Origin of the sequence: Bacteroides sp. MSSM.1001136sp1_RTP21357st2_D2_RTP21359_211015 (assembly GCF_040913205.1) — a bacterium.
GTDB classification, from domain to species: Bacteria; Bacteroidota; Bacteroidia; order Bacteroidales; family Bacteroidaceae; genus Bacteroides; species Bacteroides ovatus.
This window is the reverse complement of sequence record NZ_JBDFVF010000002.1, coordinates 199,881-223,226: the sequence shown is the minus strand read 5'-3', so window position 1 is coordinate 223,226 and position 23,346 is coordinate 199,881. Positions and strand designations below refer to the sequence as shown.

At 39.3% G+C, this 23,346-nt stretch carries 13 protein-coding genes; 11 read left to right on the top strand and 2 right to left on the bottom strand.

The genetic code is table 11. The features are described from left to right. Positions 1-100 precede the first annotated feature (100 nt). Positions 101-1,627 carry a sulfatase-like hydrolase/transferase gene (locus tag AB5217_RS02730; protein WP_032846968.1) on the bottom strand — a complete coding sequence of 509 codons (1,527 nt, stop codon included), beginning with the start codon at positions 1,625-1,627 and terminating at the stop codon, positions 101-103. Between the two features lie 875 nt (positions 1,628-2,502). Here AB5217_RS02730 and AB5217_RS02725 point away from each other — a divergent pair. From AB5217_RS02725 to lgt, 11 genes are all read left to right on the top strand, one after another. Continuing rightward, positions 2,503-3,909, top strand: a complete 1,407-nt coding sequence (locus tag AB5217_RS02725) for an alpha/beta hydrolase family protein (RefSeq protein WP_070782593.1) — start codon at positions 2,503-2,505, stop codon at positions 3,907-3,909. A 301-nt stretch (positions 3,910-4,210) separates the two neighbouring features. Next, positions 4,211-5,353, top strand: a complete 1,143-nt coding sequence (araJ, locus tag AB5217_RS02720) for an MFS transporter AraJ (protein WP_032846493.1) — start codon at positions 4,211-4,213, stop codon at positions 5,351-5,353. A 110-nt stretch (positions 5,354-5,463) separates the two neighbouring features. Continuing rightward, complete coding sequence (locus tag AB5217_RS02715; protein ID WP_004298660.1) at positions 5,464-7,092, top strand: hypothetical protein; 1,629 nt, start codon at positions 5,464-5,466, stop codon at positions 7,090-7,092. Between the two features lie 284 nt (positions 7,093-7,376). Then, positions 7,377-9,506: a DUF4906 domain-containing protein gene (locus AB5217_RS02710; protein ID WP_032854512.1), complete on the top strand. Its 2,130-nt coding sequence runs from the start codon at positions 7,377-7,379 to the stop codon at positions 9,504-9,506. Positions 9,507-9,527: 21 nt separating this feature from the next. After that, positions 9,528-12,848, top strand: coding sequence for a SusC/RagA family TonB-linked outer membrane protein (locus tag AB5217_RS02705; protein ID WP_032854513.1), 3,321 nt, complete (start codon positions 9,528-9,530; stop codon positions 12,846-12,848). Positions 12,849-12,862: 14 nt separating this feature from the next. Further along, complete coding sequence (locus AB5217_RS02700) at positions 12,863-14,545, top strand: RagB/SusD family nutrient uptake outer membrane protein (RefSeq protein WP_032846720.1); 1,683 nt, start codon at positions 12,863-12,865, stop codon at positions 14,543-14,545. Position 14,546: 1 nt separating this feature from the next. Next, positions 14,547-15,545 (top strand): putative zinc-binding metallopeptidase, encoded by a 999-nt coding sequence (locus AB5217_RS02695; protein WP_004317346.1) that lies wholly within the window; start codon positions 14,547-14,549, stop codon positions 15,543-15,545. Positions 15,546-15,551: 6 nt separating this feature from the next. Next, the gene (locus AB5217_RS02690; RefSeq protein WP_256387947.1) at positions 15,552-16,913 is read left to right on the top strand and encodes a DUF4302 domain-containing protein; all 1,362 of its coding nucleotides are present in this window, start codon (positions 15,552-15,554) and stop codon (positions 16,911-16,913) included. Positions 16,914-17,072: 159 nt separating this feature from the next. Continuing rightward, positions 17,073-18,176, top strand: a complete 1,104-nt coding sequence (ychF, locus tag AB5217_RS02685) for a redox-regulated ATPase YchF (RefSeq protein ID WP_004317341.1) — start codon at positions 17,073-17,075, stop codon at positions 18,174-18,176. Positions 18,177-18,223: 47 nt separating this feature from the next. Beyond that, positions 18,224-19,141 (top strand): ketopantoate reductase family protein, encoded by a 918-nt coding sequence (locus AB5217_RS02680; protein ID WP_004317339.1) that lies wholly within the window; start codon positions 18,224-18,226, stop codon positions 19,139-19,141. Between the two features lie 17 nt (positions 19,142-19,158). Next, positions 19,159-19,995, top strand: coding sequence for a prolipoprotein diacylglyceryl transferase (gene lgt / locus AB5217_RS02675; RefSeq protein WP_004317337.1), 837 nt, complete (start codon positions 19,159-19,161; stop codon positions 19,993-19,995). Positions 19,996-20,125: 130 nt separating this feature from the next. Here the strand turns inward: lgt and mutS are convergent, their stop codons facing one another. Then, on the bottom strand, positions 20,126-22,714 hold the full coding sequence (gene mutS, locus AB5217_RS02670) for a DNA mismatch repair protein MutS (protein WP_032846723.1): 2,589 nt from the start codon (positions 22,712-22,714) through the stop codon (positions 20,126-20,128). Positions 22,715-23,346: the final 632 nt, after the last annotated feature.

The following is a 23,346-nucleotide window of genomic DNA, read 5'->3' as shown; positions in this document are numbered from 1 at the left end:
TTGTCCGACATCGAACAGAACAAAGGTAGAGAAATAAATCCCGGTAGAATAGAACGATTGTTTTATCAACGGGATTTATGTTCAGAATAAACATTTGACCTTATTTTAATGGTTCTTCTTCTACTTCGCTGCGATAATAACCATCCACTTCAGCAAAGAAATTCTGCTTCAGGGAGTCCAGAAGTTCGGGCTGTTGTGCCGCCATATTCTGGTATTGAGTTCGGTCGGCTTTTACATTGAATAAACCGTATTCACCCAAGTTACCCAATTCATTTCCGGTCAGGTTGCGTTCGGAACCTTTATAAGGAGGCATCATAATCCAGTCGCCCGAACGATAAGCCATACGTCCTTGCGCTTCCAACACTACATCCTTGCGGGCAGTCTGCTCTTTTCCGAAGAAAGCATCCAGATAGTTCCGACTATCCAAACCTTCCGGCAAATCGGCATGTATCATCGACCCCAGAGAAGCAAGAATATCTACCTGGCAAACCAGTGCATCGGACACAACCGGCTGAATCTTTCCTTTCCAATAAACAAACAAAGGAATATGCGTACCACCGTCGAACAAACTATATTTACCTCCGCGCAGACCTCCTGCAGGAAGGTGATCGCCTGCCAGTTCGGGAGCACCGTCTTTGTAACCGTCATTCAGAACCGGCCCGTTATCACTGGAGAAGATAATCAGTGTCTTTTCCAACAATCCTTCTTTCTTCAAGTGGGCAAGCAGTTCGCCGACACACCAGTCTGCCTCAACGATGGCATCGCCACGAGGCCCCATCGTTGTTTTGCCCACAAATCGCTGGTGGGGAGCACGAGGTACGTGAGGTTCGTGCAAGCCATAATACAGGAAGAAAGGAGCATTTTTGTGTTCAGTCACAAAGTTCTTTACCTTATCTACAAAATAGTCGGCCATATCCTCGTCTTTCCAACGGGCTTTCTGACCGCCTTTCATATATCCGATACGGGGAATTCCGTTTACTATAGAGTTATTGTGTCCGTGTGCCCACTGCATTTTCAGCATCTCCGGATGAGAAATGGCAGTCGGTTCGCCTTCAAAATTATGCTCGTAACTCACTTCGATGGGATCGGCCGGATCGAGTCCTACTACATCGCCGTTTTCCACGTAAACCGTCGGGACACGGTCGTTGGTTGCTGCAATCAGGCAAGAGTAGTCGAAACCAATTTCTTTGGCACCCGGTTTGACGGTTTCGTTCCAGTTGACATTGCCGTCTCCCATCCCCAAATGCCACTTTCCGATAGCTCCGGTCACATACCCGCATTGCTGCATCATCTTCGGCAAGGTAAACTGATTTTCATTAATGATAAGAGGAGCATCTCCCGGCAGGATTTTTGCATCCTTATTTTTCCACGGATACATTCCGGTCATCAAAGCGTAACGACTGGGAGTGGAAGTTGCCGAAGTGGCATATCCGTTCATGAAACAAACTCCGCCATGAGCCAGACTGTCGATATTCGGAGTATGAATCGTAGTAGAGCCGTAAGCGCTGACATCACCAAATCCCAGATCATCGGCAAGAATCACAATCACATTCGGCTTTTCTTCTACGTGCTGTGAGGTACAACCTACTAAAGACAACGTAGGAACTAGATAGATTATCTTTTTCATAATATTATGTAGTTAATAACGATGCAAATTTAGCCACCACTTATTTATTTATGTAGAACAAATGTTTAATAATGGGGAGAAATGTCCATCCTGCAACTATTCCAGAGAAATAAGGTATGAAAATGCGTGTGATGAATTAACTCGAAATAATAGCATAGGCCTGTCAATGTTCTACTTTTAATATTCTACAGGAAAATAGCCAGTTAGAAAGTAGCAAACTAGAAAATAAACTGTATAAATAAACGCATGAGCATACAAAAAACAGTCTAATATTGCATAAAGCCAAACAAGATATACATCTTTCTCTATTCGGGAACCGTTCATTGCCTTAAAACCAACGAAGTGTTCCTCGGTGTGCATCGACTTGTTCCTCACCGAGGAAGCTATCGTTCTCCGGTGAAGAAGATAAAAATGGACTATTAAGAAATATTTTCTCCTTAGTTTATCATAATATATTGGAAAGGAGAAAATAATAAAATGATTGGTTATTCAGGTATCTACTCTCCAAATAACAAAAAGAATCAAGAATCTATCACAATTCGATTAGTATATTCTCAAAACAGCGAAAATAGAGAATCACGTAATTACAAATGCATGGCATTTTCCGGCTTTTCTTTACCAAACTGCGATTTATGTCCTTCTCCGATGATTAAATATTCCTTTTTTAAGAATCATCGTTTTTTAAGGGAGGCTATATAGTTTGGAATAGAGGTTGTGCTTAACAATAAAAACTGTAATAGTATACAGGAACAGCCAAATAAGATATTACCGGATTCTGACAAGATTAGGTAATGTCTTATTTTTATAATGAGGAAAATTGTTACCTTTGTATATATCTTATATTCACAATTAAGATTAAACCTAATTTTTCGCTTATGAAAATAGTTAAGGCTACCTACATCGTTATATTCATTACCGGACTATTAGCCGGAGTGTTCTTCTCATCCTCTGTTTCCGCCCAAGATATTTCGGGAACTTGGCACGGAAAACTTTCCATTCCCACCGGTTCGCTGACTATTGTATTCCACATCAGTCAAACGGAACAAGGCGCTTATGTGACCACACTGGACAGTCCCGACCAAGGAGCCAACGGTATCAAGACACAGACCACTTCTTTCAATGATTCAACTTTAATTATCCAGATACCTATGATTCATGCTTCGTACAAAGGAAAGCTGAACAGTGATAACACAATCAACGGAATATTTACGCAAGGGATGCCCCTTCCGTTGAATTTGAAAAAGGGAGAAGCCAGCCGCCCCAAGCGTCCGCAGGAGCCTCAACCGCCTTTCCCTTACAGAAGTGAAGAAGTCACCGTGAGGAATGAACGCGATGGTATTAACCTTGCCGGAACATTGACTCTTCCCGAAAAAGGAACTAAATTTCCGGCAGTGGTAATGGTGACGGGAAGCGGTGCGCAGAACCGGGATGAGGAAATCATGGGACACAAACCTTTCTTTGTCATCGCCGATTATCTGACCCGAAACGGAATTGCTGTGCTTAGATGTGATGACAGGGGTACTGCCGCTTCACAAGGTACTCACGCAACAGCTACCAATGAGGATTTTGCCACAGATACGGAAGCAATGGTGAATTATCTGCGCAGCAGAAAAGAAATAAATGCAAAGAAAATCGGAATTATCGGACATAGTGCAGGCGGAATCATTGCATTCATCGTTGCCAAAAAGGACCCATCCATTGCATTTGTCGTTTCATTGGCAGGAGCCGGCGTGAGAGGCGACAGTCTGATGCTGAAGCAGGTAGAGTTAATCTCTAAATCCCAGGGAATGCCGGATGCCGTCTGGCAAGGGATGAAGCCTTCGATACGGAACAGATATGCCATACTGCAACAAACAGACAAAACTCCCGAAGAGTTGCAGAAAGAACTGTATGCAGACGTTACAAAAACAATGTCTCCCGAACAATCGAAAGACCTAAATACCATCCAGCAACTATCCGCACAAATCAGTTCGATGACTTCTCCGTGGTATCTTCATTTTATGAGATATGACCCGGCCCAGGATTTGAAGAAACTAAAATGTCCGGTTCTGGCTCTGAACGGAGAAAAGGATATTCAAGTGGATGCCGCCATGAATCTTGCTGCCATTCAGGAAAGAATCACCGGAAATGGAAACAAAAATGTAACAGTCAAAGCCTATCCGAACTTAAATCATCTGTTTCAGACTTGCGAAAAAGGAACATTGGCTGAATACGGGCAGTTGGAAGAAACAATCAATCCGGAAGTATTGAAAGATATCATTGAATGGATAAGGAAACAATAAGTCTATTAATGATATTACTTAGCAAGTACACATTTCTCAATATCACATTCTTTTCTTGCTAATTCTTGCAAATTCTTCAAATATTTGCAAGAATTGGAAAGAAAGTAAATGGCTACAATTTACATATACTACATAAATCTCCCGTCATCAGCTTACACCAACATTGTCTAATTTGATTTAAATCAAAATCCATCTCATCGAACTCACCCTGAAAGATTTTGTTTTACCTTTGCAGCCAAAACAAATAAGCGGCAAATAATAGTAAGGTAAAAAGGTAACAGGTATTAAGGTAAAGTTTTGTATGAAGAAGAGTCTTATTGCATTGGCGTTCGGCACACTGGGATTAGGTATTGCCGAATTTGTAATGATGGGAATTTTGCCCGATGTGGCAAAAGATTTAGGTATTAGTATTCCTACCGCAGGGCATTTCATTTCTGCTTATGCATTAGGCGTCTGTGTCGGTGCACCTGTATTGACACTGGCTCGCAAATATCCGCTAAAACATATTCTGTTAGTATTAGTTACCTTAATTATGATAGGTAATATCTGTGCGGCTATGGCTCCCAATTACTGGGTGTTGCTCGCTGCCCGTTTTATCTCCGGCTTGCCTCATGGTGCATACTTCGGAGTAGGCTCTATTGTTGCAGAGAAACTAGCCGACAAGGGTAAAGGTTCGGAAGCCGTCTCCATCATGATTGCAGGAATGACCATTGCCAACCTGTTTGGTGTACCTTTGGGCACTTCCCTAAGTACCATGCTTTCCTGGCGTGCCACTTTCCTGCTGGTCGGTATCTGGGGAATTGTTATCCTATATTACATCTGGCGATGGGTTCCGCATGTAGAAGGCTTAAAAGATACCGGCTTTAAAGGACAATTCCGCTTTCTTAGAACTCCGACTCCGTGGCTGATTCTCGGTGCTACGGCACTAGGTAATGGCGGTGTATTCTGCTGGTATAGCTACATCAATCCGATGCTTACCAATGTGTCCGGCTTCTCCGCAGAAAGCATTACGCCTTTAATGATCCTTGCCGGCTTCGGTATGGTAGTGGGAAACCTGATTAGCGGACGTCTCTCCGACCGCTACACCCCCGGAAAAATAGGGACTGCCGCTCAAGCACTTATCTGTATTATGTTATTGCTCATTTTCTTCCTTTCTCCCTATAAATGGGCAGCAGCCCTGTTGATGTGTCTTTGTACGGCAGGACTGTTCGCAGTATCCAGTCCGGAGCAGATATTAATTATCCGCGTATCAAAGGGAGGAGAAATGCTGGGAGCAGCCTGCGTGCAGGTTGCATTCAATCTCGGAAATGCCATCGGTGCTTATGCAGGCGGACTGGCTGTTAGTGGTGGATACCGTTATCCGGCTCTGGCGGGTGTACCATTTGCTCTAATTGGATTTACTTTATTCTTGATTTTTTATAAGAAATATCAGGCAAAATACTAAATAACTAGTAAAAGCTGCCCTACTTTCTGCTGCAAGATAAAATTCACTTTAAAGTCTTGTAGAATTATATTTTTACTCATACTTTTGTAAGGTCTGTTAAGTCTTGATAAATGGGAATGAGGAAAGATACACTTATCACAATTATTATGGGAGTAATTAGTATATTTACTTCTTGCAATCCGCATCCCAATCTATCAAAGGCTGACCAACTAATAAATTTTTATCCTGATAGTTCCCTGACATATTTGAAAGCTATCCAGCATCCTGAAAATATGTCCCCAAAGGATTATGCAAAATGGTGCCTATTAGTAGCTCAAGCAAAATATAACAATGCTCAAAGTTTAGTTCCGGACTCATTTGTTTTTAAAGCTTTTGATTATTTTTCCAAAGACACATCTGACCCGATACTAACAGCAAGAACATATTTTTATACTGCACTTATCAGTAAAGAAATAAGAAACATAGAAGAAGCTGCTCAATACTTATTAAAAGCAAGAGATTTTGCGGAAAAAGCAAATGACTACAATCTAGCATTCAAAATTTCCCATGACTTGTGCGACATCTACTCTAAACAAGGATTATTTGATTATAAGTTAACAGAGGCATGGAGAGGATATAATTATGCACAGATTTCTAAAGATAGTCTGTCTATTTATTATGCATTGGCAGATCTGGGACATGCTTATTCTACCAAAGAGCAAATCGATAGCGCACTTTATTTTTTCGAAAAGGCATTCCCTATTGCTCAAAAAGTACATCCCAAAGCCACCTCTTCTGCTTTAAACGATATATGTTATGCATATATAAATAAAAAAGATTATATTTCCGCACTAAAAATCTGCAATGAGGCCATTGCATGTGAAAAGGATTCAATTGACCGATATAACAATTACATTATCAAAGGAGTAATCTTTCAAGATATACAACAATATGATTCTGCTATCCATTATTTTACCCTAAGTAGTAAAAACCAATATATATATGCAAAAGCACTCAGTTATAGCTATCTGGGAGAAATTTATGAAAAAAAAGGGAACATTCTTAAAGCGTTAGAATTTATCAAAACCTATGAACTATTAAGAGATTCGATAGAAGATCAAAACCAAAGCGTGGCAATTATTAAAATGCAGAATCTATTTCAAAACGAAAAACTGCAGAAAAATAACAAAGAACTATCTAAAAAGATGGAAGAAATTAGTTCTCTTGTATATAAAATAAGTGCAATTGCAGCTTTCGCGTTACTAATTACAGGATTATGCTACTTCATAACCTACAAAAAGAAGAGTGAACGTATACGAAAACAAGAAAGAGAAATATCTCAAGCCAAAGATAAACTACAACAGCAAGCTATAGAAAATCTTCAAAAAGAAGAAAAACTATCTTCACTACAAGCAGACTTTTTACGCAGATTAGTGGCTATCAACATTCCATCTCTAAATAATAAAGCAAACGATCTCGTTATCAAACTTTCTAATGAGGATTTTGCTAATCTGGAAAAAGATATTAATGCTACTTTTGATCAATTTACAGTAAGACTAAAGAAAGAATATCCACTACTCGACAAAAATGAAATCCAGTTCTGCTGTTTAATAAAAATACAATTAGATTTAAATACCCTTGCCAATATCTACTGCAGAAGTAAAGCTGCAATTAGCAAAAGAAAACTTAGAATCAAACAAGAAAAACTAAACATTACAGATAAAAACATCTCTTTAGATGATTTTATTCAAAGATTCTGAAATATCCCTTCTTACATTAACATCTATTCATAATAAAAGGATTTAATTGCCATTTGTCCAATGGTAATCTATACCTATTTATATTAATACATTAGTTATTAGCGATTTATATAATATCTATTGTCCAATGCTTTTTTTGTATTCATAAATCATATTCCATAACTTTGCAATATCAAACGTAAGCAAAATCAGATTCTATAATAACATCTTGATTAAACTATTAATATATAATATAAAATGTGATATAGCAAAAAAATCAATATTAATTATTTAAAACTAGAATTATGAAGAACCTAATTTGGCTTAGCGCATATCTTATCATAAGCGCAATTTTCAGTTCTTGTTCAAAAGACGACGAAAACACCTCTATTATTCCGGAAGGAGAAAAAACAAATGTAAATGTATCATTAAATATTGCTCCTATCAACGCAATGGGAACCAATATAAATGATAACAGAACTTCTATTGAAAACTTTTGGTTATTAGAATTCGATCAACAAGGTAAAAATGTCGCAGTTATAAAAGAACTACGATTCAGTATCAACTCTCCAGAAACAGTAGAATTAGTAGCAGGGGTTAATATGAAACTGATAGTAATTGCTAATGTAGATAAAAGCATTGTTTTCCAATTAGGAAAACAAACTTATGAAGCACTAAAGAATACTATTTATACATTACCAGTCAATTCATCTAACGCAATTCCGCTAGTAGGAGAGCAAGTAGTTTCTATTACCAAAGAAAATCAAACATTAGATGCTATCACATTAGAACGAATTGCAGCTGAAGTAAAATTCACTATCAATAATACCTCTTCTGACTTCCAGCTAACTTCCATAGCATTAAAGAATATATATAAAATGTATTACTTTAGTAAGGGAACAATATCTCAAAGTAATATTGCAGACTATAGTGAAACCCCATGTACTATCGGTGAAGAAAATTATACCCATTACATAGCGGAGAACCTGATGGGAACAAATTCTAGTATCCCAACAGACAAAGACAAGGTAACAGATAAACTAGCGACTTTCATTGAAATTGTTGGTGAAAGAATGAGTGAAGGCAATAAAGAAATAGCAACTTTCAAAATGTTCATTGGAGAAAATGAAAAAGATTTCAATGTAACAAGAAATAATGCATATAATTACAATATTAATCTTAATCTGGCAGATGCCAGTGATAAACGCATCACTATTGAAAAGATTCCATTAGAAGGCATTGCAGCTGAAGCTAACTGCTATATACTGAATCCAAATTCAGAACATGAGCTACTGGTTCCTGTGAAACGAGTAAATGCATTTTGGGGAACAGAAGAAGGCGGCTTCAAAACAGATCATATGTTGAATGACGGAAACAACCAAGGAAAAGTAACTAAATGGATTGCCCGTATCATAACAAAAGATAGTTCCAAGGAATTACTGAAATTCACCACCCAACAAGGAAGCTCCGCCAATGATTATATAGGAATCAAACCTACAGGAAACGAAGGTAATGTATTAATAGGTATTTACGACGCAACAGCAGGAGAACCTGCTCAAGACGCTAAACCATTATGGAGCTGGCACATTTGGATTACAGATTATAATCCGGGAGGAGATATTAATGGAATAATTCCTGCAATTTCTCAAAACCCTGGAAAAGCAGATGTTACAGGAGGAGCTATCTACCGTTTTGGGGGAATTGATAACAATCAAACGAAAGATGGGTCCACCCAAGCAATGATGGATCGCAACTTAGGTGCACTAAGTGCAACACCAACTGACGGTGCGAAAACGATCGGTATGTATTATCAATGCGGTCGAAAGGATCCGATAATGACTGATTGGAGCCAAATCACTAAGTTAGGAACCAGCTCTTTAGGGGGAGACGTTTACTCCATTCATATCAAAACAGCAAAAGGTCCCGTATCTAAAGAAACAGCTGTGAAAAACCCAGATACCTATTTCTTGGGAGATGCAGACCATTTTACTTATAAAGACTGGTTAATTGAAGGCAGTGGTAGTACAGAATTATGGTACAAAAAGAGTGATGAAAAAACCAAAACACTATACGATCCATGTCCGGCAGGCTGGAGAGTGCCTTATAAAATGAACACTTATGATGAAATAAACGGAGAAGACATTGACAATGGTATATATCTTTGCCCTAATAATAGTTCCATAAAAATATTTTACCCGTTTGGAGGACATTTAAATGCCATTACCGGTCAATATCCGGGAGGAAGTTTGTTTGAATACAAAACTGCACAAAATGGTTGGCTAGGCAGTTATCCGGACAATCCTAATAATGCCTATAGTTATCATATATTCTCTGCAACATTAGTGGACGAATATGACGGACCATTCTTTCCCATCATGCCTAACAATGCAGACGGCAGATACTTAGGTTATAGCGTACGTTGTGTAAAAGAATAAATCACCAAAGAAAACAGGTACATGAATAAACACATTATTCTATTATTTATCATATTGTGCATTGGCCTTACAAGGGCCAGTGCACAACATAGTATTACCGGCAAGGTGCTAGATGCTACTAACCAGGAGCCTATCCCATTTGCCAGTGTTACTATAAAGAACGTCAAGAGCGGAACAACTACGGACAATAATGGTAATTTTACCTTAAAGGTCAATAATAACGATATCCTTATCGTCAGTTTTATGGGATACGAAACTAAAGAGGTTAACATTGGAACACAAAAGAAAGTAACGATATTATTATCAGAATCTTCTGTTTTATTGGATGCGGTAGTAGTCACCGGGTTTCAGAATCTTAAAAAAACAACCTTTACCGGCTCTTCCGTTAAAATCAAAGCTGATGATATTAATTTGCCCGGTGAAACAGACATAAGCCGTATGCTGGAAGGCAAAGCAGCCGGAGTATCTATTCAGAATGTATCGAGTACCTTTGGTAGTGCCCCCAAAATACGTGTACGTGGTGCCACGTCTATCAATGGAGAAAACAAACCTTTGTGGGTAGTAGATGGAATCGTATTAGAAGATGTGGTAAATGTATCTAACGACCAACTAGCAAGCGGTGACCCTACCACCCTGTTAGGCTCCTCCGTAGCAGGTATCAATACTAACGATATCGAAACAATTGACGTATTAAAAGATGCTGCCGCAACAGCATTATATGGAGCCAGAGCTATGAATGGAGTAGTTGTAATTACGACTAAAAGAGGAAAAGAAGGAAAACCACGTATTCATTATAGCGGAAACTACACAGTACGGACCAAACCACGTTATTCTGAATTCAATATTATGAATTCAGCCGATCAAATGTCTGTGTATGCAGAAATGGAACGAAAAGGCTTATTAACTTCGGACATTGTAAATAACCAGTCTTCCGGTATTTATGGAATCATGTATAATAGAATCAACACATGGGATGAATCAAAGCAACAATACCTTTTAGAGAATTCATATGCAGCCCGTCACAACTTTTTAATGGAACACGCAGCAGCTAATACAGACTGGTTTGATCTGCTATTTACCAATTCCATAATGAATGAACATACATTAAGTGTATCAAGTGGTTCACAAAAGTCGAAATCCTACATTTCATTAGGCTTTTTGAACGATCCGGGATGGACTGTTGCCGACAAAGTGAATCGAATCACAATGAACTTCCGAAATGACTACCAGCTAAATGACAAAATCGGATTTAGTTTTCAAACGGTAGGTTCTGTCAGAATGCAGAACGCTCCCGGTTCATTAAGTCGTTCCAGTGACGTTGTAAGCGGTATTTCTTCACGTAATTTTGATATAAATCCGTTCAATTATGCATTAAACACAAGCCGTGCATTACGAGCATACGACTCAAATGGAGAACGGGAATATTATACACTCAACTTTGCCCCATTCAATATTTTAGAAGAACTCGATAATAACTATATTAAATTGAATGTGATAGATTTAAAAGCCCAAGCCGAATTTAACTGGCAAATTTTTAAAGGATTGAAATACAATTTTACCGGAGCTATCCGCTATGTACGTTCAAAGCAAGAGCATGAAATACACGAAAATTCTAATATGGCAAATGCTTATCGTGCAGCTGGCAATTCTACCATTCGAGAAAACAATCCCTACCTCTACAAGGACCCTAGTGATCCGTCAGCCGAACCGATTGTTGTTCTCCCCAAAGGGGGATTCTATAATACTGCCGAAAACTTATTATTAAATTATGATATAAGAAACTCTGTTAGTTTCAGCAAAATATGGAATGAGAAACATGAGTTCAACGCATTATTAGGACAACAAATCAAATATTCCGATAGACAAACGAACAGTAACACCGGCTACGGATTCCAATATGACATGGGAGGCACTGTTAGTATGAACTATCTTATAATGAAACAAATGATCGAGCAAAATTTTGATTATTATTCAAGAGCTTTGACGTACGATCGTTTTGCCGCTTTTTATGCAAATGTTGATTACACCTATGACAGACGATATTCCATTTCCGGAACAGTACGGTATGACGGCTCCAACACAATGGCAAATTCCAGTTCAGCCCGGTGGCTGCCTACCTGGAATATCAGTGGGAAATGGAATATAGGTAATGAAGCGTTTATGAAAGATTTTGTCTGGCTGGATGCATTAGCGCTACGTGCCGGCGTTGGATTAACAGCCAGTATGCCTCCATTATCAAATGCAACACCCATTTTTATAAATTCCAATACTACGCGACCAAGTACGGACATCGAATCAGGCATTGAAATTTACACATTAGGTAATTCTGATTTGACATGGGAAAAGAGTTATCAATCTAATTTTGGTTTTGATGCCACTTTCCTTAAAGGAAGACTCGACTTTTCTTTTGACTATTTTATCCGAAACAGTTTCGACTTGTTAAGTGTAATAAAAGTCTCCGGAATTGGAGGAGAAAGATATAAATGGGCCAACAGTGCCGACTTAAGCGCCTCCGGTTTCGATATAACATTGTCAGGAAAACCTATTGTAACAAAAGATTTCATGTGGTCAAGTTCTTTCACTATGGGATATTCCAAAAATGAAATCAAGAATTCAATGCAACAACCACAAATCAACACGTTGGTAGGAATCACAGGAGGAAATAAAAACGGGTATCCGGTGAACGGGCTTTTCTCTATACCATTTGCCGGTCTGAATCCGGAAAATGGTGCACCGATGTTCTATGATGAGAATGGTACTATCACCAGTGATATCAATTTCCAAAGTACTTCAACAGATTACTTAAAATACGAAGGACCGACAGATCCCAAATATACAGGAGGGTTTAACAATTCCTTTACTTGGAAAGGTATCTCATTAGATATTTTCTTCACTTTCCAAGCCGGAAATGTAATCCGATTGAATCCTGTATTTAACAGCAGTTATAATGACTCTCAAGCAACCCCCAAAGAGTTCTTTAACAGATGGGAATTCAGAGGAGATGAGAAGCATACTAATATCCCTGCAATAGCTGATAAAGATCTGATATCAGATTTGAGCAGTACTTATCCTTATTCAGCATACAATTATTCAGATATACGGGTAGCGAAAGGAGATTTCATCCGTCTTAAATCATTATCTGTAGGATATACCATTCCGCAGAAGCTTTTCAAATCGTGGAAGTTGTTCTCTGATATTCGTTTACGAGTAACCGGCAAAAACTTATGGTTACTATACTCTGATAAAAAATTGAATGGACAAGACCCTGAATTTGTCAATACCGGTGGTGTAGCCCAACCGATACAAAAACAAGTTATTTTTTCATTAGATGTCAGTTTCTAAATCATCCTTATACAATGAAGAGAATTAAAATATACTTATATATTGGAATCATGTCCTTTTGTACCAGTTGCTCTGACTTTCTGGACAAAGTACCCGACGAACGTACTCAAATAGATTCTCCGGATAAAGTATCCGCATTACTAGTAAATGCGTATCCTAAAGTTTCTTATGCGGCTATTGTCAATACCCGTTGTGATTACATAACCGACTTCGGAAGTGTTTACTCTGGTGCGCAACCAGGAGCATTATTCAGCTTTATGGGTGAAAATTTCTTATGGAAAGACGTGATAGAAGATGGAAATGATTCCTTCGAAAACTTCTGGACAGGATGCTATGCAGCTATTGCAGTATCTAACCAGGCGCTTGTTTCTATCGACGAGTTAGGAACACCTTCAAGCACAATCAATCAAAAGGGAGAAGCACTCATGACCAGAGCCTTCTCACATTTTTGTCTTGCTTCACTCTTTGCCCAACAATATGACGAATCGACTGCATCGTTATATCCGGGTATTCCTTATGTAGAGAAACCAGAAACACAGCCAGTAGAACAATATGACCGGGAAACAGTGGCAGACACTTATAGAAAAATCACACAAGATTTTGAGGACAGTTATCCTCTTATGACGGATGGAAGCATTTATACAGCTCCCAAATATCATTTCAATAAGAAATCAGCTGCCGCCTTTGGTACCCGTCTTTATCTATTAATGAAACAATATGATAAGGTACTTGAATATGCCAATCAACTCATTTCCATACCGTCACAATTTGAAACATTGACGGATAGTAAAGGAGAACCTCTTAAAAATCAAGATGGTACACCGCAACAATATATCTCAAAAGATGATCCTGCATTTTCGTTTGTAAGCAACAACTTTCATCCTTTTGCAACAACTTACATGGATGCAAGCGGATATATTGAAATGCGTTCGTATTTCTGCAGTTCTTCCACCAATGCCAATTTATTGATTACAGAAGCATTGTCTTCAATCGCCTGGGGAGAATTACCCTTCTATTCAAGATATGGTTTATCTTCTACTGACATTGGCAAGACAATCAATGCAGATAATGTTATAAATGGCATGTGGGCTATTCCCTATTACGGTACATCCAATTTCTACTTCATACCTAAATTTACCCAATTTACTAAACAAGAATCTTTAGACGCATCCAACTTTTTGCCGTATGCCAATATTCCTGTTTTGAGAATGGAAGAAGTGTTATTAAACCGTGCAGAAGCCTACCTAATGCTTAACCAATATGACAAAGCTATCGCTGATCTAAATTTATATGCCAGCCAACGTTTTGTTATAGCAAGAAGCCCGGCATCAAGCAGATATTATGATTCTAAAGAATTATGTATTACACGCGATAAGATACTCAATTTCTATAAAACCAAACTTAATAATACTGATCACTTCATCAATAAGTACAATCAGACAGACTCTTGGAGTGATTTGAAAAAAGGTATCCTACTTGCAATACTTGATTTCAGAAGTATAGAGTTTTATAATGAAGGACTTAGATGGTATGATATTGTACGCTGGAATATCCCCGTCACCCATACCCAAGCTAACGGCAGCAAGTCCAGCTTAATGCCGGACGACGACCGAAGGGTACTACAAATTCCGGAAATGGCAACTATTTCGGGAATAAAACTTAATCCAAGAAATAACGTAAATAATACATGGGAATAAAATGAAAACAACAAATCACATTGCCAAATGGATACAAGCATATTTCATGCTACTATTCTGCATTAGTACTGTTATTTTCACTGCCTGTAATGAGGACAAACTCAATCTTGACCAAGAGATTTATGGATTGGGTGGAAATGACGAGCAAAAAAATGAACTGGATAAATGGTTATATGAAAACTATACCCAAGCTTACAATATCGAAGTGAAATATAAATGGAACAGTTATGAACTGAACACTACCGCCCAACTAGTCCCCATTATGGAACGCTTCGTAAAACCTTCTATGGATATGATTCAACGAGTGTGGTTTGAGCCTTATAAACAATTGGCAGGAGATAAATTTCTTAGAGAAATGACACCTAAGAAAATCATTTTGGTAGGTAGCCCGGAATATAATGCAGATGGCAGTCAAGTATTAGGACAGGCTGAAGGCGCTCGTAAAATTACACTATTTGATGGTAATAGCTACAATCCGAGTGATGCAGACTGGATACGTTCTATCATGCATACCATTGAACACGAATTCGCTCATATTCTCCATCAAACCAAAATGTATGATTCCAGTTTCAAAGATATATCCGCCGGAGATTATAATCCGACAGGATGGACTTCTGAAACGGAAGTAAGCGCATTACTTGCCGGATTCTATTCCGCATACGCAATGTCGGGAGTTGATGAAGATTTCGTTGAAGTGGCATCATTAATTATGGTGTATGGAAAAGAATGGCGTGACTATCGAATTAATTTGCTCAAAAGTTTAACAACGTCTCCTCCTTCAGAGGGAGAAACAGCAGAAGAAACAGCACAGCGTATAGCCCTTGCCAATCAGGCACAAACGGCTTTAACCAGATTACTGGCTAAAGAAGAAATTGTGATCAATTACTTTAAAAATGTATGGAACGTACAGTTTTATGACGACGCAATGGGAAATAAAGGATTAGTATCTTTAGTACAAGATGCTATTAATCAAATTGTAAATGAAAACACTCCAGAATAAATAATTATGAAAATAGTTTATACATATTATCTTCTAACCTGTGTAGCATTGTGCAGTATATTTTCATCTTGCAATAATGAAACCGACATTTATATGGAAAACCCGGATAAACGGATTCAAACTAAAATGCAGGAATATACTGATATACTCACAGGAGCTCCCGATGGATGGATTGCAGAAATAAATACCCAATTAGGAGGTATTCACACCTTATGGATGCAATTCACTGCAGACAATCGAGTATCTATGATGTTCGATTATGTAGAATATTACCGCGACTTGAAAGCAAGTCCGTTTGAAAGTAGCTATATACTCAAGCCACTACAAGGACCAACTATATCATTTGATACATACTCTTTCTTATCTATCTTTGCAGATCCCAACCAGCTGATGAATGGTGCAGGACAAGCAGGAACCGGATTAGGAGCAGACTACGAATACGAGATTATATCCTACAAAAACGATCAGTTTCTCCTAAAAGGAAGAAAAAACAAAATGGAAGCTACACTGACTAAAGCTACCAATGAGGAAAGAGAGGCCATCAAAAATGGCGCCTTAATGGAAAATCAGGATCAGGCTCCTATCTATCAAAAAAAATACTTCACTTTCAGTTATAAAGGACAAGCGTATGATTTTGTATCTAATGGTAGAAAAACAGGTTTCTTATCCGCTAACAATGGAAATCCGACCCTACAAATAGAAGGTTCTAAAATAGACCTGAACGGAAATATCGTAATGATGAACCCGTTAATCCTTAATGGTTACGAAATTTATCAGTTCAACAAGACATCCACCGGATACACTACACAAGTAGGCAATGATATACTTGAAATTAAAGGAGGTACTACACCAATTGTTCCTCTATTCAATGTACCTCCAGGAGCAATTCATCAGACAATGGTAGTGTACAACGATATACAAAATCAATGGTCATCCGAATATTTTGATAAACATAAAGCTGCTGTTTCGAATTTATTTGCATTCACTCAAACTCAATTCTATATTGTGTATGTTGCCATACACATGTACACAGACGGAAGTATAGTGGAGATTGGTTATAAAATATATCAAAACGGTTCATTAGGAGCCGATACTTACGGATTCTATTATACATTCAACTATCAGAAGAATTCAGATGGTTCTATCACTTTTGGAGATTATACACCGTTCGATACAAGCAATCCTAATCACGAAGAGTTCGACAAATGTCTGTCACCTATTTTAGATGGTTACTTTAAAAAACACAAATTCTTCATTAAAAGCTGGCCGGCTTTGTACAACAATTCCAGCCAATATGTGATGTCCTCGCTAATTCCTGCAGAAGATAAGACACTTGGTGTCATGGTAGGCGTACCTATGACGTTCTAAAGTTTACTTTACATTTATAGGGATGCCTGAAAACGGCATCCCTCACTCATTAAATAGATATAAGAAAGAAGTATTTGTTTTCCAACCAATGTATATAATCTAAAAATGCCTATCTTTGCAGTCAGATTATCGATAACTAAATAAAAACGAAATAGATAAATGGCATTGCAATGTGGTATTGTAGGACTACCGAACGTGGGTAAGTCGACACTTTTCAACTGTTTGTCGAATGCGAAAGCACAGGCGGCAAATTTCCCTTTTTGTACAATTGAACCCAATGTAGGTGTAATCACTGTTCCTGACGAACGTTTGAACGCACTCGCTGAATTGGTGCACCCCCAACGAATTGTTCCTACAACTGTAGAAATCGTAGATATCGCCGGACTGGTGAAAGGCGCAAGCAAAGGTGAAGGACTAGGAAACAAGTTCCTTGCCAATATCCGTGAAACAGACGCAATTATCCACGTACTCCGTTGCTTCGATGACGACAATGTGACACACGTAGACGGAAGCGTAAATCCCATCCGCGACAAAGAAATCATTGACTACGAACTTCAATTGAAAGACCTGGAAACCATCGAAAGCCGTATCCAGAAAGTACAGAAACAAGCACAGACGGGCGGAGACAAAGCTGCAAAGTTAGCTTACGATGTACTCGTTCAATATAAAGACGCACTGGAACAGGGAAAATCTGCACGTACAGTGACTTTTGAAACAAAAGACGAACAAAAGATAGCTCACGAACTGTTCTTATTGACCAGCAAACCGGTAATGTATGTTTGCAATGTTGATGAAGCAAGCGCAGTAAACGGAAATAAATACGTAGATATGGTACGCGAAGCCGTAAAAGACGAGAATGCTCAAATCCTGATTGTCGCAGCCAAAACAGAAGCGGACATCGCCGAACTGGAAACGTACGAAGACCGTCAAATGTTCCTTGCCGAAGTAGGCTTGGAAGAATCGGGCGTAGCACGTCTTATCAAATCTGCTTATAAACTCCTGAATCTCGAAACATATTTCACTGCCGGTGTACAAGAAGTACGTGCCTGGACATACGAAAAAGGATGGAAAGCTCCTCAATGTGCCGGAGTGATCCACACCGATTTTGAAAAAGGCTTTATCCGTGCCGAAGTTATCAAATACGATGATTATATCAAATACGGCTCGGAAGCAGCTGTGAAAGAAGCCGGAAAACTGGGTGTGGAAGGAAAAGAATATGTGGTGCAGGATGGCGACATCATGCATTTCCGTTTCAACGTGTGATTATCGGTTACCACCGACGACTTATTAATTACTAATTCGCTAACAATATGAAATATCTCATTGCAGGAACGGGAGGTGTAGGCGGCAGTATCGCAGGATTCTTGTCGCTGGCAGGCAAAGATGTAACCTGTATTGCCCGTGGAGCTCATTTGCAGTCGATTCAAACGAACGGTTTGAAACTGAAATCGGATTTGAAGGGCGAACATACGCTCCGGATTCCGGCTACTACCGCTGAAGAATTCAATGGAAAAGCAGATGTGATATTTGTATGCGTAAAAGGTTATTCGGTCGATTCTATCGTAGAACTGATAAAAAGAGCAGCACACAAAGACACGGTTGTCATCCCTATTCTGAATGTATATGGCACAGGGCCGCGCATACAGAAGCTAGTTCCGGAAGTCACCGTTCTCGACGGCTGCATCTATATCGTAGGCTTCGTATCCGGCACCGGAGAAATCACCCAAATGGGAAAGATATTCCGGTTGGTATACGGCGCTCATCGCGGCACAGTTGTAAAACCCGGATTACTGGAAGCTATCCAACAAGACTTGCAGGAAGCAGGCATAAAGGTAGACCTCTCACCGGACATCAACCGGGATACGTTTATCAAATGGTCGTTTATCTCCGCAATGGCTGTGACGGGTGCTTACTACGACGTTCCGATGGGAGAAGTGCAGAAACCGGGAAAGATACGGGATACATTTATCGGACTTTCTACGGAAAGCGCTGCCTTAGGAAAGAAACTGGGCGTCGAATTTCCCGAAGACCCAGTCAGCTACAACCTGAAAGTGATTGACAAGCTCGATCCCGAAAGTACCGCTTCTATGCAAAAAGACCTGGCACGCGGACACGACTCGGAAATACAAGGATTGCTCTTCGACATGATTGCAGCAGCCGAAGAACAGGGAATAGATATACCGACCTACCGGATGGTTGCGGAGAAATTCAAAGAATCTAATCATTAACATTAATCCAATATAGAATGAATACCATGCTATTATCCATCAACTGGAACCCGAATCCCGAACTATTCAACCTGTTCGGCATTTCTATCCGTTATTACGGATTACTGTGGGCAGTAGGAATATTCTTTGCTTATGTGGTTGTTCACTACCAGTACCGGGATAAAAAGATAGAGGAAAAGAAGTTTGACCCTCTTTTCTTTTACTGTTTCTTTGGTATTCTAATCGGTGCCCGCCTAGGACACTGCCTGTTCTATGACCCGGGATACTACCTGTCTCATTTTTGGGAAATGATTCTTCCTATCAAGTTCATGCCGGACGGAAACTGGAAATTTACCGGATATGAAGGACTTGCCAGCCACGGCGGTACATTAGGACTGATAATCGCCCTTTGGCTGTATTGCCGCAAGACGAAGCTCCATTATATGGACGTGCTGGATATGATTGCCGTAGCTACTCCAATCACCGCCTGCTTCATCCGCCTTGCCAACCTGATGAACTCCGAAATCATCGGCAAACCGTCTGATGTGCCCTGGGCATTCGTTTTCGAACGTGTAGATATGCTCCCCCGTCATCCGGGACAGCTCTACGAAGCCATTGCTTATCTTATCCTGTTCTTCATCATGATTTACCTGTATAAGAATTACAGCAAGAAACTGCACCGTGGCTTCTTCTTCGGGCTCTGCCTGACTTACATCTTCACCTTCCGCTTTTTCATCGAATTCCTAAAAGAAAATCAGGAAGATTTTGAAAACAGCATGATGTTCAATATGGGACAATGGTTAAGCGTTCCGTTTATCATAATAGGCGTCTATTTCATGTTCTTCTATGACAAGAAGAAAAATAAAATAGCCTAAATCAAAAAAAGAGGGATTAGCGGTTCAAACATCACTAATCCCTCTTTTTTATCAATAAAACAAATGCCATTTCCCTAATGTCAGGACAACAATCGAAAACATATCCTAAGACATTATATACATTTTCAGCTTATTTCCCCCTGACTATCTTCTTTATATCATTCAGTTTATTCAGCGCTTCAATAGGAGTAAGATTATTCACATCAAGATTCAATATCTCATCGCGAATCTGACAGAGAATCGGATCGTCCAACTGGAAGAAGCTTAACTGCATACCTCCACGATTCTCGCTCACTTCTGCCAACGGTTTACCTGCTATGCCCTGTTGGCGATTATCAGATTCAAGCTGTTTCAATATCTCATTTGCACGTTTCACAATGCTTTTCGGCATACCGGCCATCTTTGCCACATGAATACCGAAAGAGTGTTCACTACCGCCACGTTCCAGTTTACGAAGGAAGATTACTTTATTATCAACTTCTTTCACCGATACATTATAATTCTTGATGCGCTTGAAAGATTTCTCCATCTCATTCAATTCATGATAATGCGTAGCAAATAATGTACGTGCTTTTGCTTTCGGATGTTCATGGATATACTCTACAATTGCCCAGGCAATGGAAATACCATCATAAGTAGAAGTACCACGACCCAATTCGTCAAATAATACCAGACTCCGGGAAGAAACATTATTCAGGATATCAGCCGCTTCATTCATCTCTACCATAAATGTAGATTCACCGACTGATATATTATCGCTCGCTCCTACACGGGTAAATATCTTATCAACTAAACCGATATGCGCACTTTCCGCAGGAACAAACGAGCCGATTTGAGCCAATAGCGTAATCAACGCCGTCTGACGCAAGAGTGCCGACTTACCGGCCATGTTCGGACCTGTAATAATAATAATCTGCTGTGTATCGCTGTCCAGCATTACATCATTGGCAATATACTTCTCACCTATCGGAAGTTGTTTTTCTATTACCGGGTGACGTCCCTGACGAATATCCAATACGTCATTATCCTCAATAATCGGACGGATATAACGATTCTCACGAGCCACATTGGCAAATGACAACAGACAGTCCAGACGTGCAATCTGATTCGCATTAATCTGTATCTGTGGAATAAACTCCATCAATGCCTGTACTAAGTCCGTATATAGCTGCGTTTCCAGAATCAGAATCTTATCTTCCGCTCCCAAAATCTTTTCTTCATATTCCTTTAGTTCCTGCGTGATATAACGTTCCGCATTAACCAGCGTCTGTTTACGAATCCACTCTTTAGGAACTTTATCTTTATGGACATTACGGACTTCGATATAATAACCGAATACGTTATTATAAGCCACTTTCAAACTCGGAATACCCGTCTCCTCGCTCTCCCGCTGCTGTATCTTTAGCAGATAATCTTTTCCTGAATAGGAGATTTGCCGCAATTCATCCAAGTCTGCGTTCACACCATCTTGAATCACTCCACCTTTATTTATCAGTAAAGGAGGATCATTTTTAATCTCTTTGGCAATCCGGTCACGAATAGAAATACAAAGATTCAGCTGTTCGCCAATACGATTCAAACTCGCATTATCAGCTTCCATACATGCCTGTTTTATCGGCTCAATAGCTTGTAAAGCTACCTTCAACTGAACGACTTCACGGGGCGACACACGTCCTACAGCCACTTTGGAAATAATACGTTCCAAATCTCCTATTAAATGCAACTGTTCTTCAATCAGTTCCTTAAAATCAGGTTGGCGGAAGAAATATTCCACTACATTCAAGCGTTCATTGATCGGTTTCTCATCCTTTAAGGGAAAAACCATCCAGCGTTTCAACAGACGAGCTCCCATTGGGCTGATCGTTCTGTCGATCACATTGAGCAGGCTACTTCCGCCATCATTCATATTACCAATCAACTCAAGGCTACGCACCGTAAACTTATCCAGACGGACGTATTTATCTTCTTCAATACGCGCCAATGAAGTGATGTGACCAATTTGCGTATGCTGCGTCATTGTCAAATACTGCAAAATAGCACCGGAAGCAATGATGCCATTCTTCAAATGCTCCACTCCGAAACCTTTCAGATTCTTCGTTTCAAAGTGTTTCAGCAGTTTCTCACGGGCAGTCGTTTCTGTAAATACCCAGTCGTCCAGCTCGAATGTGAAGAACTTGTTACCGAAATTACCTTCAAACATCAGGCGTTTGCCACGTTCAAAAAGAATTTCCTTAGGGGCAAAGTTATTCAACAGCTTGTCTATATAATCAAAAGGCCCTTCTGCAGTAAGGAATTCACCGGTAGAAATATCGAGAAAAGCAACTCCACAGGAAGCCTTTCCGAAATGAACGGCAGCCAGGAAGTTATTTTCTTTATAGTTCAGAACATTATCATTGATAGAAACACCGGGAGTAACCAATTCGGTAATGCCACGCTTCACCAGCTTCTTCGTCATTTTCGGGTCTTCCAGCTGGTCACAGATGGCGACACGTTTTCCGGCACGAACCAGTTTCGGAAGGTAGGTATCAAGGGCATGATGAGGAAAACCTGCCATCTCGATAGTTTTTCCTTTCCCATTGGCACGTTTTGTTAGTGTGATCCCTAAAATTTCGGCTGCAACGATGGCATCCGTAGAATATGTTTCATAAAAGTCACCGCAACGAAACAGCATCACTGCATCCGGATGTTTTGCCTTCAAATCCAGAAACTGTTTCATCATCGGGGTGAGGACAATCTCTTCTTCGTTCACGGGTGTCTCCTTTTCTTTTTTGTTGAGTATATAATGAATTATCCTTGCAAAGATAACGGTTTTTCGGCAGAGAATCAACGGTATGCTCCGATTCAATTTTCAAAATAAATGTTGCATACCTTGAAAAAAGGAGAGTTTATTTCTTAATAAGTAGGGGAAAACTATTAAAACGTGTTATAAAACATGCTATTTTTCTTGGATAATTTGCTAATTTCCCAAGAGTCCGTATCTTTGCAATGTGTTTTTCATAGTATTAGATTTAAGGTTAACAAAGGTTGGAGCAAGGCGTTGCTCTTTTTTTTATGCCTATACGCTTCGTCCCTATTTGATATAAACCAGCAGAACTCTCTCTTTTTCAATCATCAGATTCTTTTGGCCAACCTGAAATCCTAGAGATTCGGTTCAGAGCAGCCCCACCTTTAAAAATAGATTCATTCCGGTGCTCTAATGAACTAAACTAAACAGTAGCTTCCAATAGCCAGTAAGAGATAACCTGTTTTAATACTGTATTTAGTTTTTCATAATACTTAATTATTAAATTAAAAAATACAGTATTGATTAATGCATTAAAGATGAACCAAAGATATTTTATGGTGATTAAT